Below are 14,882 nucleotides of genomic sequence, written 5' to 3'. Positions count from 1 at the left end.
CAATATATTTTTTGACATCCTCACCGAGCTAAAGCAACGGTGATTCCTAAGACTCACGACTTAGGTTTCTGTTTCTTCCCATTACTAGGGTTTCGCAACTGCCCTTTAGACTCATGCCTATCAGGTCTTATGTTCGCTCCACAGACTTTAACCGCAAGCCCTGCGGCAAGAATATTGTTAGCGGCATTAACGTCTCTATCGTGATGCGTACCGCACTTAGGGCAATCCCACTCCCTGATATTCAACGGCAACTTATCAACGATGTGACCGCAATGCCCACAACGCTTAGAACTCGGAAACCAACGGTCAATTTTAACGAGAGTCCGACCATACCAGTCGGATTTATATTTAAGTTGTCTGACCAATTCACCCCAGCTAGCATCACTGATAGCAAGGGCAAGTTTCCGATTCTTGACCATATTCTTCACAGCCAAATCCTCAATTGCGATGGTTTGGTTCTCACGCACCAATTGAGTTGTCAACTTGTGAAGAAAATCATTACGCGCATCGCTAATTTCTTGATGCACTTTTGCTGCTTTGAGACGGGCTTTCTGTCGGTTGTTAGACCCTTTTTGCTTACGACTCAACGCTTTCTTTGCTTTACGCAGCTTGATACGTTTAGCAGCAAATCTTTTGGGATTAGCAACCTTTTCGCCATTACTCAAGGCGATCAAACTTGTTATACCCAAATCAATTCCAATCTGATTAGGAGACTTAGGCAATGGCTCGATCTCGATATCCACCAACAAAGAAACTGTCCAACGTCCAGAGGGCGAAAGCTTTACCGTAATGGTAGAAGGTTCTGCGCCTTTAGGGAGTTGACGACTCCAACGGATAGCAAGCGGTTCAGAGCTTTTAGCCAAAAATACTTTGCCATCTTTCCATCTGAAAGCGGACTTAGTAAATTCAGCACTGCCACCGTGATGTTTTTTCTTGAAGTTGGGGTATTTTGCCCTTCCTGCAAAAAAGTTACTAAAGGCTGTTTGGAGATGCCTCAGTCCTTGTTGCAATGGTACACAGCTAACCTCATTAAGAAATTGCAAGTCTTCTTGCTTTTTCCATTGAGTCAGCATTGCAGAAGTTTCAATATACCCAACTCGTTCTTGTCTTTCGTACCATGCTTCAGTCCTTGCGGCGAGGGCACGGTTATAGACAAGTCGAGCGCATCCCATCGTTCTTCTTAGCAAGGTTTCTTGCTCAGGAGTTGGATAGAATCGGTACTTGAAAGCTTTTTCCATACTTCACATTATAGCACGCATTTTGTGAGGTACTCAATTTGATTAATGTAAAGCCGTCCTCCGCGTTGCTAAAGGACGGGGTTTCTACCCATTTTTCTGATGAATATTCTATGAACCTAATGCCAAAAGCTCAAAATGTTTCCTTGATTAGTTGTTCCAGGCTAATCTCTAAGCGATCGCTCACGCGTTTGCGCAATTGGTTTAAAACTTCAGGTTCAAGCTTTATTTCTAAGGGTCGGAAGGTAAAAAAGAAATCATCCGATTGGGACGATCCTTCTTTACGAATAGCTTCGTAGGCGGAACGAATGGCTTTAAATTCATCGGGGTGGCTGTGGGCGGGAAATTCCTTCAGTTTGGCATGATAGGCGGCTTTAATTTCAGCAGGAGTGGCTGTGGATAATACACCAAGGCGATCGTAGTGAGAAGTCATATAGCAATCTGAAATGATTTGTGTAATATATAGCGGTTTTCAGATCGGAAAGAGTAGGGGGTTTGGGGGCGTTGCCCCCAAGAAGGGGTGGAACCCCTTCACCCCAAAAATAAAACCCGTTCTCAAGTGAAAACTGCTATAGCTATTAGCTATTGGCTATTATCCTCTTCTTCTAGGCTTAGAAGATTTTTTAGAGCCAGGGAAGCCACCAAAAGGAAAGCCAAAGCCAAAGCCACTATCTTCTTCCTCCTCTTCAAAGTCAGGGAGATCGTTCATCATCATGCGTTTGAGATCGGGTAGCATGCGTTTCAACTCATCTTGAGGCACCTTGCCGCCTAGCATGTTGCCGATCAGACTATCGAGCAAGTCTTCCAAGTCTCCCATATCAAAATCATCGAAGCGCTCGGGTGATGGCATTGCCTCTTGGACGTACCGAGCGCTCAGGAAAGCCTCTTCCTCCCGAAACGCTTGCAAAGCTTTGGCATCCTGCAAACGCCGCGCAATCTCAAATCCCTGTTGCTTGAATTCCTCATAGTGGGGAGAATCGATCGGGTAAGTTGTAGCTTTCGCCAGTAGTAGCAGGGGGTTTTGGGGTTCTCGGCTGAGGGCATCCTCGATCGAGGGAGATAAAACTCTATCCTGGAGAATGGTTTGGGCATAGCGGCGCACGTGGAGTTGAATCTGAGCCAGAGCATTGCCAGGTTGGGGCACGGTACGCAGGTAAGACTGGAATGGAATTTCCAGTTTTTTGAGATCGCGCTCCTTGAGTGCCAAGATCGTGAGATAGGCTACGGCAGCCTCTGGATGTTCTGTCCGCAGATCGGACAGTTTGAGCATATATTGCGTAATGAGAGCGGCAATGCCCTTTTCCCGTTTGGCAAACATTTGCAGGCACAGGGCGATCGCTTGCAAAATCGGTACGCTCTCTTTTGGCGATCGCCCTTGTAACAGGGCATCCCATTTTTGCACGGCCTGGGACTGGTCGAGCACGATCTTTTGGCCGTCTTTGGTTTCACCTCGCGCCAATTCTACAAAAATCTGACAGGCACGCATGGCAGGATCGTTCTGACTCGCCTCCTTTACTAAGCGACTAAAGAAAGGATAGCTGCCCGTAGACAGAGCATCAACCCAAGGCAAAACTTCTATATCTGCTTCAGGACTGAGATCGCCAAACCTTTTACCAAAGCGGCGGCGCGTCTCCAGCGCAACTTCCGGCTTACCTAAATTTTTCCAGATTTCGAGCAGCGCTCCATAAACTTCCTGCGAGCGGCAGCCTTCTTCTAGTGCCTGAGTTAGCAATTGAGTGGCATCGTCATAACGCCCTTCCATGTCGGCAACTAGCCCCCGCCGCCCTTTGACCTCGGGAGAGTCCGCCCAAATACGCTCTGCCGTTTGCAGAGACCCCATCGCAGTGCGCTCCCGTCCCATCGCTATCCAGGTATCGGCCAAGCGGCAGTACCCATAAGCCAGAGTAGCTTTACGGCGATCGTCCGACCAGTCATGGGGATTCTGCTCGATCTCTCGCTCCAACCATTTGAGCAACTTGGTAATCAACAACTGTAGTTCTTGATAGTCTTCATTAAGATCCAGAACCTTCATTAAATTGACCGATCGCTGCGGATCGAAAGGTTGCTCCCGCTGCGCTAGCTGCAAAAACTCGGAAGCGCAGGACATTTCTCCTTGGATCATCGCCTGCTGCCCTGCTAGGAGTAGCAGAGATGGACGCATTGCCGCTACTTCTGGGAATTGGGTAGAGCGACGATCGAGCTTTAGTAACACATGGGCAGCATCATGGAGATTGTCCTCGTCAATCAATTCCAACATGTCAATAACGCGCAACATCTCTATAGAAGCCTGACTATTCTGATTTAAGCGCATGCTCTGTAAAGACGGCTTGCCAGTTTTAAACTTTTGGAGGAGAGCTAACTGCATTAATCTTGGATCGACGGCATAGGCTGGTTGCTTGAGATCGAAGGAGAACCCGCTCTTGGGTGTATTGTCTAACCCCAATTTTTGAGCTGCTGCCTCCCAGTTTTGCAAGACCTGTTGAGTGTAAATCTGCCAAATATCAGGTCGATCGCCCTGCGTGACAGGCTGCTTGACCTTTTGAAATTCTGTGAGAGCCACTTTAGGCTGCTCGGCTTTGAGAGCCAAAACACCGCGCAGCCAGTTTTGATGGGCGGAGGGAAAGCGCTTGACCTGCTGGCTTAACAACTGCTCGACCGCTTCGGTATCTCCCTTTAGCAACAACAGCTTGGCATAGCAAATACTGTACTCTTTGGGCAAACTACCATCTGCAAAGGCAGGCTGAATTTGCGCGATCGCGTCGTCGATCAGATCGCGCTCTAACAAAGATTTTGCCAACCAGTAGTGCACTTCACCAGTTAAACCTAGCTGCACAGCACACTGGAACGAAGCTGCCGCCTGCTTAAAGTCTTTCTTTTGGAATTCCTGCTTGCCACGCAGCAACCAAATTTCCGCCTCGGAAGGGGAAATCTTGAGATCGGGCTGAACGCGTAAAGCCTTGCGAATTTCTTCGATCGCCTGCCGATATTTTTGCTGCCTTAGCAAAGATTGCAGTTGCGTCTGAAACCCATCCTGGGTAATCGGTGCCCTGCGCTGTTCGAGTTTTGGAAAACGTTTCTTAGCCACCAAGGTTTCTCCACGCGAACTATTCTTATGTCTAAGTTAAAGCATTAATCATAGCTCTGGCTAAGCGCGATCGCGTATCAAAAGCAGTAAGTCCTAAAATTCTTTGCCAGCCCTGCCAGCCTACAGCCGCAATGATATCGCAAAATTCCTTCAGCAAGTCTGTAGGTGGGTAGTGCGCCAGGATTGGTAGATATTTCTCCGCCAAGGACTGATAGTCGGGGTCGGAAATATTCCAAAACCTATAAGGAGTATCTAATAGACTTTGGAATATTTTTAGCCACTCCTTCCAACCTCCGGCAAATTGAGTAAATAGCTTGGATAAATACGACTGCTTTATACCGACAAAGTCGGTAATTTCGGCCTGGGTGGGGGGGCGACCCAAATTGTCGTAAATTTTTTGGAAGGCATCGGTTACCTGCAGCCATAGTTGCTCGGCGTTAGTGCCAGCTTTTGGGGTAATATCTACGGCTCTGACTGCTTTGGCCTTGAGTGCGGCTGGCAGATCGTAGTCGGCACAGAAGTAAAACGTCAGTTTTTGCTCTGGTCGGAGGTGGGCGCGCAATCTACCTACCGCTTGCAAAATTTCCGCATTTGTCGTCCACTGCACGAATGCCTGAAACTCAGATGAGCCATCTTCGGCATTGTCTTCGCGATCGATTGCCTGCCCTGTCAAAGCAATATAGCGATCTGCCAGGCTGCCGATATTGGTGTAGGGGATGCCAAAGGAGGCGATCGCGCTGCGCGTCTCAAAACTATTGGAGCCTCGTGAGGTGACAAACCAGGCCCCATCGCCCGATTTTGCCTTGGCTTTCCAGTCGATTACACCGAGATCCGGATATTTTTCCTGTAATGATTGCTTGAGAGCATTAATGCGCAGATCGCAAACTTCGGAGCGGTTTTTCCCTGCTAGACCTAAGCCGCCAACTTGAATGACTTCCAGGTTGTCGTGTTGGGGCAGAGCCTGGGCGATCGCGATAATTTGCTGGGGCGAAATGCCCAGCCATAGACCCAGATATTCGGTGGTGGCGGTGGCATCCTGGTAGCAGTTCCATCTGGCTGCCCTGGCGATCGCACCGTGTCGGTTGTTGCGGGTTGTAATCGTCAGTCTGTCCCCATCTATGCGTAATGCTCCTGTCTCCTGCCCCGACCATACCAATAGGAATGGCACCAACCAGTTCAGGAGCAGGCGTTCCTGGATTTGTTGTTTGGCCTCCTGGTAGTCTGCTTGCCGCAGGCTTTGGCTAGCGCTTCGTAGTAGCGATGCTTCGGCTTTGGTCAGTCCGGCGATCGCACTAACGTCAATACCGTCGGGCATTTCTAAGAAATTCAGATCCGGCTCCATCACCTTTGCCACCTCTGCGAGAATGTCAGCAATATTAGCTGGCACTTCGCCGAGAGCTTGCTTGAGATCGCGATCGCTCCAACCGTAATAAGGCTTGTCTAGCTCCCCATTCAGCCGAGCGCGAATGGCTGCAAACGCGGGGCGCAGCTCCTGATAACGATCTGGTAGTTCGGTTGCCAAGGTTGCGATCGCCCGATCTATATCAGTTAAGCGAGCCGCGATCGAATGGGTGGGTGAAATCGTAGGGATGGCTTCGTCCCAGAAAATGCCCACATTTCCCCAGTCGTAGTCCAAATTGGGGGCGCTGTCGGGGTGGGCGCGCACGCGATCGCGCTGCAATGCCTCGCGACGACCGTGCCTAAACCCAAAGCCATCGCCGGATTTGCCTTGACAGACTGCTTGCAGGTGACAGGTAGCACAGATAGGGTTGTCGGCACTCTCGATATTAGGGATATTTTTGCTACGCAGAGTATGAAAGAGCGGGGTTCGGAAGCAGTTACCAGTTGTGTCGGGCTTTTCTGCACCTTGCGGCCAAACTTGCCAGGGCTTGCCAGAGGGGGTTTGGCGATCGCGATCTAGTTTCATGCCATTGTGGCGTACAGGTAAATCAGTATAGTGGCTCTCAATCGTCGCGACGGTAGGGTTGCGGTGCTGGTGGCTGAAGTAAAACAGTTGGCGCGCGCCCAAACTCCCTGGTGTAGCAGTGCCCGCCTCATGACTCTTGCCGGTGCCGGGGGCAGAGCGATCGAGGATATGCTGCCAGCCTGCCATGACTAATTCGCGCAGAAGCTGGAGTCTTTGTCCGGGCTTAAAGATGATAATTTCTGGGCAATTGCCGTCCTGAGGACGGGGTAGCTTACCCGGCTTGTATGTAATTGTCGTGGGGATCTGTTTTGGCGGTTTTGGCTGTGGTGCCTCGAAGCCTTGATGGGGAAGATAGCGATCGATCGCTCTGCCGAGCCACAGTTTCAGCCGATACAACATACCGATGTCTTCAGCCGTGTTATCCGTTAACCGCCGTTGCATGTCTGGACTGCACAGGGCAAAGAAGGCATCGGGCGTAATGTAGTCGATGCTCGTACCATCTGGTAGTTCGTCAATGTCGCGATCGCTTTTGTCAGCCTGACCCCACCAGGCGATCTCGATTTCGTAGCCCCAACTTGTGACGAGCGCGATCGCTTTTTGGTACTGGCGCAAAACATTGAAATTAGCGATCGCGCCCGCGTCTGGGTAAAGCTGAATGGTTTTGGTAGATAGCTCTGCGGACAGTGTATCTAGATAAGTTTTGAGGGTTTGAGGCGACGAGCTAAAGTTACCGCCTGCCGCGCCGATGACGATCGTTTTGAGTTTTTGGGCAGCGATGTAGGGTTTGAGGAAACCTTCGGCGAGACCGATTTTGTGTTGTCCTGCGATCGCCTGGGTTTGATCGGGCCGGCAGCAGGTGAGGGGCATCTCGCCATTGGGCAGGTGGGCGGTGGCACCTTTGGGGTTTTGTTTGGTGCGGCTGGTCGGCCAGCGGTACTTGCCATTTTCATCGCGATCGAAGCGGGTTTGCCAACCAACAATTTGACCCGATACGTCCCAGATCGGACAAATTATACCTGCCTGGTTAATTAATAATTTTTGCCCTGATGGGTCAATGCCAGCCAAACGTGCGTCGATATGACTTATGGGTTGCCCAGGGGCAACGCTCCTGAACATGCCCTGGTCGATCTGGTCGTCGCTCAAGCCGCGATCGCTGAGGTTTTGTCTGTGTGCGGGATTTAGATCTAGCTGGGCTAGGAGTATCTGGATGGCGCGATCGCGATCGTGCAGGCTTAACGATAGACGGGGAACGGCTGAGGCTTTGCGGCGGTTGCGATCTAGACGATTCGATCTTGGCGCGGCGGTGTAGGGTTTGCGATCGCGATCGTCGGCGATCCACATGTTAAAGCCAATTTTGTCTTGCCCGATGAACTGAAAACCTGGGACGGCAGAAATATCGTGGCGGCAGTGAACGATCTCAGAGTCCCTATTGATGCGGCAATCGCGGCGTATGCCTTGACAAATTGGACAGTTTTTGCGAAGGGGGGCAAATTTGGGTGTTGGAAATAGCGATTTTTCTGTTATCATAGGTCTAGGAATTTGTAGTCCCTTCCTTTTGGAAGGGTCGTTTTTATAAACGTGATTTTTCTTTTTTGAAGAGTCATTTTTGTAAAAGTAAGGGTTCTTAGGTAGTGAAAACCCCCGTCGGGAAAGAAGCAGACTAAAGGGCTAGGTTGGTTGTTATAGCTAATTTGGTTTTTTAGGTTGGTTTTTCTCCTTTAGGGTTTAAAAACTGAACTAGTTGCTTGCGACTAAATTGGGGTTTTTAGGTTGGTCTTTCCTCCTTTCTTTCTTTCTTTAATTTCGTTTACTAGGTTTGTTTTCCTCCTTTTCAGGAGATGAGTCTGATCGAAGTCTAGGTCTGGAAAACTTTAGGACTTGGTTCAGATTAAAATAATCATAATAAGCCTTGGCTGTATGCGCAACAGCCAAGGCTTATTAGTTTGTGTTTTAGGTTGAGATTTAGATAGGGAAAGGCTTTACCTTTGTTTTGCAGTATAAAGAAGGTCGATGTGGGGCATGCTTGTATTTTTACTCGGACTGGATTGAAATTGTGAAAATGCTTGCCAAGTAAGAGATTTAGTCATGTGACTGCCCTGGCGCGACAGCTAAACCACCGGACAGTATTAACTTTTGTAAATATTAAGTAAAGAGTTAATTTTTATTAACTGCGACCCTATATTTTTGCGGTACGAGACTTGGATCGCCAACTTTGCACTGTTTCTGCGACGCGGCGGCTAATTTTGCGAAGGTCGCGCTCCATTTTTGACACCATGTCTGTGGAGACCCCTAAGCGATCGGCAAGTTCTTCCTGGCTCCAGTTTTGCGATTCGCGAAATGCTTTGATCTCCGCCCCGGTCACCGTTACTGTTCTTTTCTTGTGTGGTTTGCGTGCTAGCTGAGAACCAATTCTAGGTGGCTTGACTATTACCCAACTGGCCAGCAAATTTTCCAGCCTGGACTCTTTGCCATAGCCATCAACGTACCAGCCTAAAGTCTCGAGTAATTTAAATGTCTCGTTGAGTTCTTGCCTGAATTCCTGCGTGCGTCGGCGATCGCCCTGCCACCTCTCCACATAAACGTGGGGTAAGGTTTCTTTAATCAGGTGACGCAGGCGAAACTCAGATCTAGCATTTATATGCTGTGACATAAACGCGTACACAGCAATGCGGAAAGCTAGCTCATACTGCCTGGGATCGATCCTTAAAACTTGTTGACACATCCAGTCGAACTCCGCCGCCGCATCTTTGTTGCCAAAATGCTCTGGCCAAGCCCCTACTTCGATCGACAGGGCTAAATCTTGTGATTCTTCGATTTCACCTGCTAAGTTGGCATGACCGTGTTCCCGAATTAGTGGTACGTGCCAAAGACGGGCGTGATCGATGCTGCTCTGTGGTGTATTGTCTTTACTGCTGTTAGGTGTATTTTCGCTCCAGAGCAGTTTGACAGCCAGACCGCTTAAAACCCAAGCTGCATGGGCAATGCGATCGAACAGTTCTGCTTGCGTTACATCGCTCTGCTGCTGCCAATTTAGTTCTTCAATCAGATTGCTACCAACCAGGTCAAATTCCCCTGACCAGGGCTGGTCGAGCTTAAAAGCATGGGAAGCCAAAACCATGTGCAGGCTGGCAATGTCGGGATTAAACCTGCACAAAATTTCCCACGTAGTCTTTTGGGCAAACAGCAAAATATCTTGGGTTTCAGGTACCGCAGGGGTGATGAAGTGATCTATGGTATTGCCCCGGCGCAGTTCCTGACGAAATAAACTGGGCGCTCTGTCTGTGTCTGCGACCGACCAGAGGCTGGGTTGTCTAGATTTCTGTGGGCTGCTAATCATAGAGGCGCTATGGAGGAAAGTTATGAAGGCAACGTAAAGGCAATATTATGCCCTAGTTGCAAATATACAGTGACGCTCTGACTGACTTCCTGTGGTATTTCGCACAAACCTGGCGTATCTCTTGAAGTTCGCGATCGCTTTCTATCATAAGCAATTCTACGAGTTTTTGCCATTCAGATTTGCCTCGATCTAGATATTTTTTTCGCAGAATACTGCACTGGTCGTAGACTGTAGCTACAAGTTTGCTACACTATTCGAGAGAAGTGTGGCACATTCTGCACCACAGGCTGGATCGCATATGCCAAGAGATAAAACTTTACGAGTTCGTCTAAATCAACGCGAGTTTGATAAGATTCAGCTTCTGGCGCAGCAGCACGACGTGCCCATGTCTGAAGTTGTGAGGGATTTAATCAAACAATTACCAGAACCGCTAACTGGCTCGTTATCTGAAGGATCGCTATATACGAGCGGTGAAGTATCCTCGCCGTCTCTCTATACCCCTGTGCCAAGCGATCTCAGGGAGGTATGAGTACATGGCTGACCCAATAGCTGATACGGATAGAATGACAACTAGAATGACAACCGCTCGGCGAGCTAGAAAAGATCTCGATCTGCGCGAGATGGCTTTAGGCATGATTTCGGTCAGTAGTTTCCCCGCTATTATCGGTACGGCGGATATGATGCTGAAGTCGGCGGCGGTGACTTTTGTGGGCTACGAGAAAATTGGATCGGGGCATTGCACGGCGATCGTGCGCGGCAGAATTACGGATGTGAGGCTGGCGGTGCAGGCGGGCGTGGAGACGGCGGAGCAGTTCGGTCAGCTTATTTCTACCTCGGTGATTCCGCGACCGTTTCCTAACCTGGATGCGGTGTTACCGATTAACAGCCGCCTCAGTCAGTATGCCAATGGTGAATACAGTCGCCTCAATAATCAAGCGATTGGCCTATTGGAGACGCGTGGCTTCCCGGCGATGGTGGGGGCGGCGGATGCCATGCTCAAGTCGGCGGAAGTGCATCTGGCTGCCTACGAGACGATTGGGGCTGGTTTATGTACGGCGATCGTGCGCGGTTCGGTGGCGGATGTGGCAGTGGCGATCGAAGCTGGCATGTATGAAGCCGAAAGGATTGGCGAGTTTCACACCCTGATGATTATTCCTAGACCGCTCGACGATCTCGAAGAAACCCTACCTGTGGCGAGCTGCTGGATCGAGCAAGCCAAACCAGTGATGTTGCCGCTGACGATTCGAGAAAAAGAAAGAGAGCTGATGCAATTACCCGACCTGGAGAAACTTTCTAAAGAAGATCGCACGTAATTTGCTGATGTAGAAATCCATTGACGTAGGCGCAGTAGGGGCAGGGGCAGGTTTTGTAAAGGCTTTACTCGTTTAAGTCAGGAAGTTTTAGCTAAACCTGCTCCTATATATAACCCGTCAATGCATATCAATTCAATAAAAATGTATAGGAATAATCGCTATGATTGCAGTTAACAAGACGCTTTACGAGCAAGACTATCATTTGTGGTTGTCGCAAACTGTTGAGAAATTGCGATCGCAACAATTCAGCGAGATAGACTGGGAAAATTTAATTGAGGAACTAGAGGCTTTGGGAAGATCCGAACGGCAGCAACTAAGAAATCGACTCAACACTTTAATCGAACATCTACTTAAGCGCTTGTACGTCAATCTACCCAATGATTTTAATGGCTGGGAACGCACAATTAGGGAGCAACGCAAGCAAATTATATGGTTGTTATCGGATTCGCCTAGCTTGAAAAGTATATGGGGTGAATCTTTTGATACGGCATGGCTGTTTGCTATTCGAGACGTTGCTAAAGACTATCCAGGGTACCAATTCCCTGCCAAATGGCAATTTAGCAGCGACCCTGATGAACTTTTGTATAGAGAGTATTGGGTTGATTAAGCTGAAAGCTAATAGCTAATAGCTTTTTAAGATTTCACATGTTTTTTGCGTAGTTAGTGTCTTCTCTGGCTCCTTCGATATCACCCAGCTTGGCGCGTGCCATCCCGCGATTAAAGTAAGCTTCAGCGGCATTCGGTGCTAGTTCGATTACTTTGGTATAGTCGGCGATCGCCCCCTCGTAGTCTTTAATCTCAGAGCGATCGTAGGCGCGATTGAAATATGCCTCCGCATATTCTGGGTCTAGGGCGATCGCTGCGGTATAGTCAGCGATCGCTCCCTGAAAATCCCCTGCATCGCCGCGTTCGACAGCACGGTTATAGTAATCTTCTGCTGTATTTAATTCTTCAGACATGAAATTTATTTTGTGATTTGCTTAGATATCTATACCTTTAAGGTGGGCAATGCCAGCCCTACTATATATAGCGTTTTTCAATTGAGAACAGGGTTTATTAGTGGGGTGAAGGGGTTTCACACGGCAGTGGCTCTAGCGGGGAACCCCCAAGGGTGAAGGGGTTTCACACGGCAGTGGCTCTAGCGGGGAACCCCCAAGACCGCCCTGCCTCACCTTCTTGGGGGCAACGCCCCCAAACCCCCTTCTCGTTTTCATCTGAAAACCTCTATATAAACTTTAAAAAAGCTAAAACCTGACCGCTGAAACCCGATCGCTATATCACTATCTAGAATTTTACCGCCCAAGTGCTGTATGCTCTGTCAACAGATACTTGCAATATTAGATTGTCTATATTTCACTTCACATTTTTAAATGGCATTGCCGATGAGCCAGATCGTTGCCCTGTTTAATCAAGCTGGTGGGGTGGGTAAATCGAGCCTCACAATGAATATTGGCTATAGTCTTGCCCAAAAAGATTACGACGTGCTGCTGGTTGACATGGATCCGCAGGCATCTTTAACTTTTTTTATGGGTCTGGAGCCATTCGATCTAAAACAAACCATCTACGAAGTTTTAATCGAGGATCGACCGATCGCTTCGGTACTGCAAAAAAATATTAATGGCATGAGCCTGGTGCCGTCAAATCTCCGCCTCAGCGGGGCGGAATTGGAGTTAGTTACAGCCGATATGCGCGATCTGCGCCTGCAAGATGCCCTCAAACCTGTTCGTAAAGACTATGATTTTATTCTGGTAGACTGTCCGCCCAGTTTGGGAATTTTAAGCTACATTACGCTGGTGGCGGCTAATTATGTGTTGGTACCTGTACAAACCCAATACAAAGCTTTTTGCGGTACGGAAATGCTGCTGGGGACGTTTGCCAGAGTGCGATCGCGCGCCAATCGATCGCTGAAGATTGCGGGATTTATTCCTACTATGTTTGCCTCGCGTAACTCACAGGACGTACGGGCGCTGGAAGCCATCCAAACGCAAATGTCCGAATATGGCAAGGTATTCGATCCGATTGTGCGAGCCACGGCTTTTGCCGATGCTGCCGAAGAACATATTCCCTTACTAAAGCACAGTCCCAAGCATCCTGCTCTAGAAGTGCTGGAGCAGGTTGCCTCGTACCTGGAGGAGCTACCATGAACCGTAAAAAAGAAGTGCCATTTCGCCAGATCAGGGGCAAAGGTTTAGATGCTCTATTTGGCGACGCGGATAGCCCCAGCCCTGCTGTAGTAGGTATAGATTCGATCCAGACACCCGATCGGCAGCCGCGCCGCTACTTCGATCCAGAGAAGCTGGAGCAGCTAGCAGAGTCCATCAAAGCGCATGGCATTATTGAGCCATTATTGGTGCGTCCCTTAGATGCAGGTCGCTACGAACTGGTTGCGGGTGAGAGGCGCTATCGAGCAGCAAAAGAGATCGGCTTAACGGAAGTACCGATTACCGTGCGCGATCTGACGGATAGTGAAGCATTGCAGTTAGCCCTGATCGAGAACCTCCAGCGCGAAGACCTCAACCCCGTAGAGGAAACCGAAGGCATCTTGCAATTACTGGCATTTCGCCTCAATTTTCCGATCGCTGATGTCTCGTCTCTGCTGTATCGGATGAATAATGCCATAGTGGGCAACACTAATCATAACGTTATGATTAGTTCGGAATCGGATCTGGTCAAGACGTGCTTTTTAGAACTCGGCAAAATGAGTTGGGAGTCGTTTACTCGAAACCGCCTGCCGCTGTTAAAACTGCCTCAGGATGTTTTGACTTGCTTGCAGCAGGGCAAGCTGGAATATACCAAAGCTAAAGCGATCGCCAAGGTTAAGGACGAGGCAGAGCGGGCGGCACTGCTAAAAGCGGCGATCGAGCAGAATTTATCGCTCAAGGAAATTCGCGATCGCATAGCAGGATTGCGTCAGGTAGAGGCGGATTCAGCTTCCCCCTCGCTCAAAGCAAGGTTTGCAACCACCTATCAAAGAGTACAAAAATCTCAAATTTGGCAAGACCCCAAAAAGCAGAAGCAATTGGAGAAACTACTACTCAATCTAGAGAAACTGTGCGACGAGCTACCCTAACTCAATATGAGAACTGACACCCTATTCTATCAGTTGTTGAAAACCTTTCACTCGCTCCTGTTTGAGCTAACCGAGCAACCGATTCCCAGTGTAGACGATTATGAGTTTGTTTCTGTCGAAGTGAAGGAAAAGGCATTTCGATTTGATGGCGTTTTTTTACCCAAAACTGGCGATAAACCGATCGTCTTTACCGAGGTGCAGTCCCAGCGCAAAAACAATTTCTACAGCGCTTTCATGGCGGAGATTTGCATGTACCTCAGCCAGTACGAACCGGAACAAAATTGGCAAGCCGTTGCTATCTTTGCCCGTCGCAGCTACGACCCTGGTGAAGCCGAGCATTTTCGCGAACTATTTGCCAGTAATCGAATCAGGCGGGTTTACCTGGACGATTGGCAAGAGCGCGAAACCGATTCTTGGGCAATAAAGATCGTGCAATTGATCGTGACACCATCGGCGACAATTCCTGAATTAGTTGAGAACCTCAAGGCAGAGGTGGAGCAGAGATGCTTGCCAGAGCTAAAAGAGACTGTAGTAGAATTTATGGAGACGGTCCTAGTATATAAATTTCCTAAGTTAAGTCGGGAGGAGATTCAAGCGATGTTTACGTTAGACGATCTGCGGCAGACTAAGGTTTATCAGGATGCCAAGCAAGAGGGTATGCAGCAAGGTATGCAGCAAGGTATGCAGCAAGGTAGAGAAAATGAGGCGCGATCGCTTTTATTGCGTCAACTATCAAAAAAGTTTGGTACTTTAGAGCGCTACCAAGCCCAAATTGACAATCTTACTCTCGATCGAATGGAATCTCTCAGCGAGGCTTTGTTAGATTTCGATAATATTATTGACTTAGAGCGCTGGTTGAATCATGGAACAGGGCAAGCAATCTAATCCCAAAAAGCAAGAAGAATATAAGCGAAG

General features: G+C 48.8%; 13 protein-coding genes. 6 read left to right on the top strand and 7 right to left on the bottom strand.

The window, feature by feature from the left end:
- Positions 1 to 53 precede the first annotated feature (53 nt).
- From PSE6802_RS0104695 to PSE6802_RS33145, 6 genes are all read right to left on the bottom strand, one after another.
- Positions 54 to 1,238 (bottom strand): RNA-guided endonuclease InsQ/TnpB family protein, encoded by a 1,185-nt coding sequence (locus PSE6802_RS0104695; RefSeq protein ID WP_019498906.1) that lies wholly within the window; start codon positions 1,236 to 1,238, stop codon positions 54 to 56.
- A gap of 130 nt (positions 1,239 to 1,368) precedes the next feature.
- Positions 1,369 to 1,668 (bottom strand): J domain-containing protein, encoded by a 300-nt coding sequence (locus PSE6802_RS0104690; RefSeq protein ID WP_019498905.1) that lies wholly within the window; start codon positions 1,666 to 1,668, stop codon positions 1,369 to 1,371.
- Between the two features lie 159 nt (positions 1,669 to 1,827).
- Positions 1,828 to 4,320 carry a tetratricopeptide repeat protein gene (locus PSE6802_RS0104680; RefSeq protein ID WP_019498903.1) on the bottom strand — a complete coding sequence of 831 codons (2,493 nt, stop codon included), beginning with the start codon at positions 4,318 to 4,320 and terminating at the stop codon, positions 1,828 to 1,830.
- Between the two features lie 31 nt (positions 4,321 to 4,351).
- A complete protein-coding gene (locus tag PSE6802_RS0104675) occupies positions 4,352 to 7,774 on the bottom strand; it encodes a pre-mRNA-splicing factor CWC21 (protein WP_019498902.1) in 3,423 nt (1,140 codons plus the stop codon).
- 649 nt (positions 7,775 to 8,423) lie between these two features.
- Positions 8,424 to 9,584 (bottom strand): helix-turn-helix domain-containing protein, encoded by a 1,161-nt coding sequence (locus PSE6802_RS0104670; RefSeq protein ID WP_019498901.1) that lies wholly within the window; start codon positions 9,582 to 9,584, stop codon positions 8,424 to 8,426.
- A 20-nt stretch (positions 9,585 to 9,604) separates the two neighbouring features.
- Entirely contained in the window at positions 9,605 to 9,757 is a 153-nt protein-coding gene (locus tag PSE6802_RS33145) for a hypothetical protein (protein WP_156815421.1), read from the bottom strand.
- Between the two features lie 125 nt (positions 9,758 to 9,882).
- Here PSE6802_RS33145 and PSE6802_RS34215 point away from each other — a divergent pair, with 125 nt between their 5' ends.
- From PSE6802_RS34215 to PSE6802_RS0104655, 3 genes are all read left to right on the top strand, one after another.
- Positions 9,883 to 10,113 (top strand): hypothetical protein, encoded by a 231-nt coding sequence (locus PSE6802_RS34215; protein ID WP_019498900.1) that lies wholly within the window; start codon positions 9,883 to 9,885, stop codon positions 10,111 to 10,113.
- A gap of 46 nt (positions 10,114 to 10,159) precedes the next feature.
- Positions 10,160 to 10,897 carry a carbon dioxide-concentrating mechanism protein CcmK gene (locus PSE6802_RS0104660; protein ID WP_019498899.1) on the top strand — a complete coding sequence of 246 codons (738 nt, stop codon included), beginning with the start codon at positions 10,160 to 10,162 and terminating at the stop codon, positions 10,895 to 10,897.
- A 160-nt stretch (positions 10,898 to 11,057) separates the two neighbouring features.
- Positions 11,058 to 11,504 carry a DUF29 domain-containing protein gene (locus PSE6802_RS0104655; RefSeq protein WP_019498898.1) on the top strand — a complete coding sequence of 149 codons (447 nt, stop codon included), beginning with the start codon at positions 11,058 to 11,060 and terminating at the stop codon, positions 11,502 to 11,504.
- A 34-nt stretch (positions 11,505 to 11,538) separates the two neighbouring features.
- Here the strand turns inward: PSE6802_RS0104655 and PSE6802_RS0104650 are convergent, their stop codons facing one another.
- On the bottom strand, positions 11,539 to 11,856 hold the full coding sequence (locus PSE6802_RS0104650; protein ID WP_019498897.1) for a tetratricopeptide repeat protein: 318 nt from the start codon (positions 11,854 to 11,856) through the stop codon (positions 11,539 to 11,541).
- A gap of 411 nt (positions 11,857 to 12,267) precedes the next feature.
- Between PSE6802_RS0104650 and PSE6802_RS0104645 the strand changes: the two genes are divergently transcribed.
- The 3 genes from PSE6802_RS0104645 to PSE6802_RS0104635 are packed head-to-tail and all read left to right on the top strand — an operon-like array spanning position 12,268 to position 14,852.
- Complete coding sequence (locus PSE6802_RS0104645) at positions 12,268 to 13,041, top strand: ParA family protein (protein WP_019498896.1); 774 nt, start codon at positions 12,268 to 12,270, stop codon at positions 13,039 to 13,041.
- Positions 13,038 to 13,967 carry a ParB/RepB/Spo0J family partition protein gene (locus tag PSE6802_RS0104640; protein ID WP_019498895.1) on the top strand — a complete coding sequence of 310 codons (930 nt, stop codon included), beginning with the start codon at positions 13,038 to 13,040 and terminating at the stop codon, positions 13,965 to 13,967. The genes PSE6802_RS0104645 and PSE6802_RS0104640 overlap by 4 nt, the downstream gene beginning before the upstream one ends.
- Before the next feature lie 6 nt (positions 13,968 to 13,973).
- Positions 13,974 to 14,852: an Rpn family recombination-promoting nuclease/putative transposase gene (locus PSE6802_RS0104635; RefSeq protein WP_019498894.1), complete on the top strand. Its 879-nt coding sequence runs from the start codon at positions 13,974 to 13,976 to the stop codon at positions 14,850 to 14,852.
- Positions 14,853 to 14,882 lie beyond the last annotated feature (30 nt).

This window comes from Pseudanabaena sp. PCC 6802 (assembly GCF_000332175.1).
Lineage (GTDB): Bacteria > Cyanobacteriota > Cyanobacteriia > Pseudanabaenales > Pseudanabaenaceae > PCC-6802.
This window is presented reverse-complemented; position numbering and strand designations above follow the sequence as displayed.

Excerpts from the sequence above, each read along its gene's own strand:
- PSE6802_RS0104695 (WP_019498906.1), bottom strand. The coding sequence starts at position 1,238 with ATGGAAAAAGCTTTCAAGTACCGATTCTATCCAACTCCTGAGCAAGAA.
- PSE6802_RS0104690 (WP_019498905.1), bottom strand. The coding sequence starts at position 1,668 with ATGACTTCTCACTACGATCGCCTTGGTGTATTATCCACAGCCACTCCT.
- PSE6802_RS0104675 (WP_019498902.1), bottom strand. The coding sequence starts at position 7,774 with ATGATAACAGAAAAATCGCTATTTCCAACACCCAAATTTGCCCCCCTT.
- PSE6802_RS0104670 (WP_019498901.1), bottom strand. The coding sequence starts at position 9,584 with ATGATTAGCAGCCCACAGAAATCTAGACAACCCAGCCTCTGGTCGGTC.
- PSE6802_RS33145 (WP_156815421.1), bottom strand. The coding sequence starts at position 9,757 with ATGGCAAAAACTCGTAGAATTGCTTATGATAGAAAGCGATCGCGAACT.
- PSE6802_RS34215 (WP_019498900.1), top strand. The coding sequence starts at position 9,883 with ATGCCAAGAGATAAAACTTTACGAGTTCGTCTAAATCAACGCGAGTTT.
- PSE6802_RS0104660 (WP_019498899.1), top strand. The coding sequence starts at position 10,160 with ATGACAACCGCTCGGCGAGCTAGAAAAGATCTCGATCTGCGCGAGATG.
- PSE6802_RS0104655 (WP_019498898.1), top strand. The coding sequence starts at position 11,058 with ATGATTGCAGTTAACAAGACGCTTTACGAGCAAGACTATCATTTGTGG.
- PSE6802_RS0104650 (WP_019498897.1), bottom strand. The coding sequence starts at position 11,856 with ATGTCTGAAGAATTAAATACAGCAGAAGATTACTATAACCGTGCTGTC.
- PSE6802_RS0104645 (WP_019498896.1), top strand. The coding sequence starts at position 12,268 with ATGGCATTGCCGATGAGCCAGATCGTTGCCCTGTTTAATCAAGCTGGT.
- PSE6802_RS0104640 (WP_019498895.1), top strand. The coding sequence starts at position 13,038 with ATGAACCGTAAAAAAGAAGTGCCATTTCGCCAGATCAGGGGCAAAGGT.
- PSE6802_RS0104635 (WP_019498894.1), top strand. The coding sequence starts at position 13,974 with ATGAGAACTGACACCCTATTCTATCAGTTGTTGAAAACCTTTCACTCG.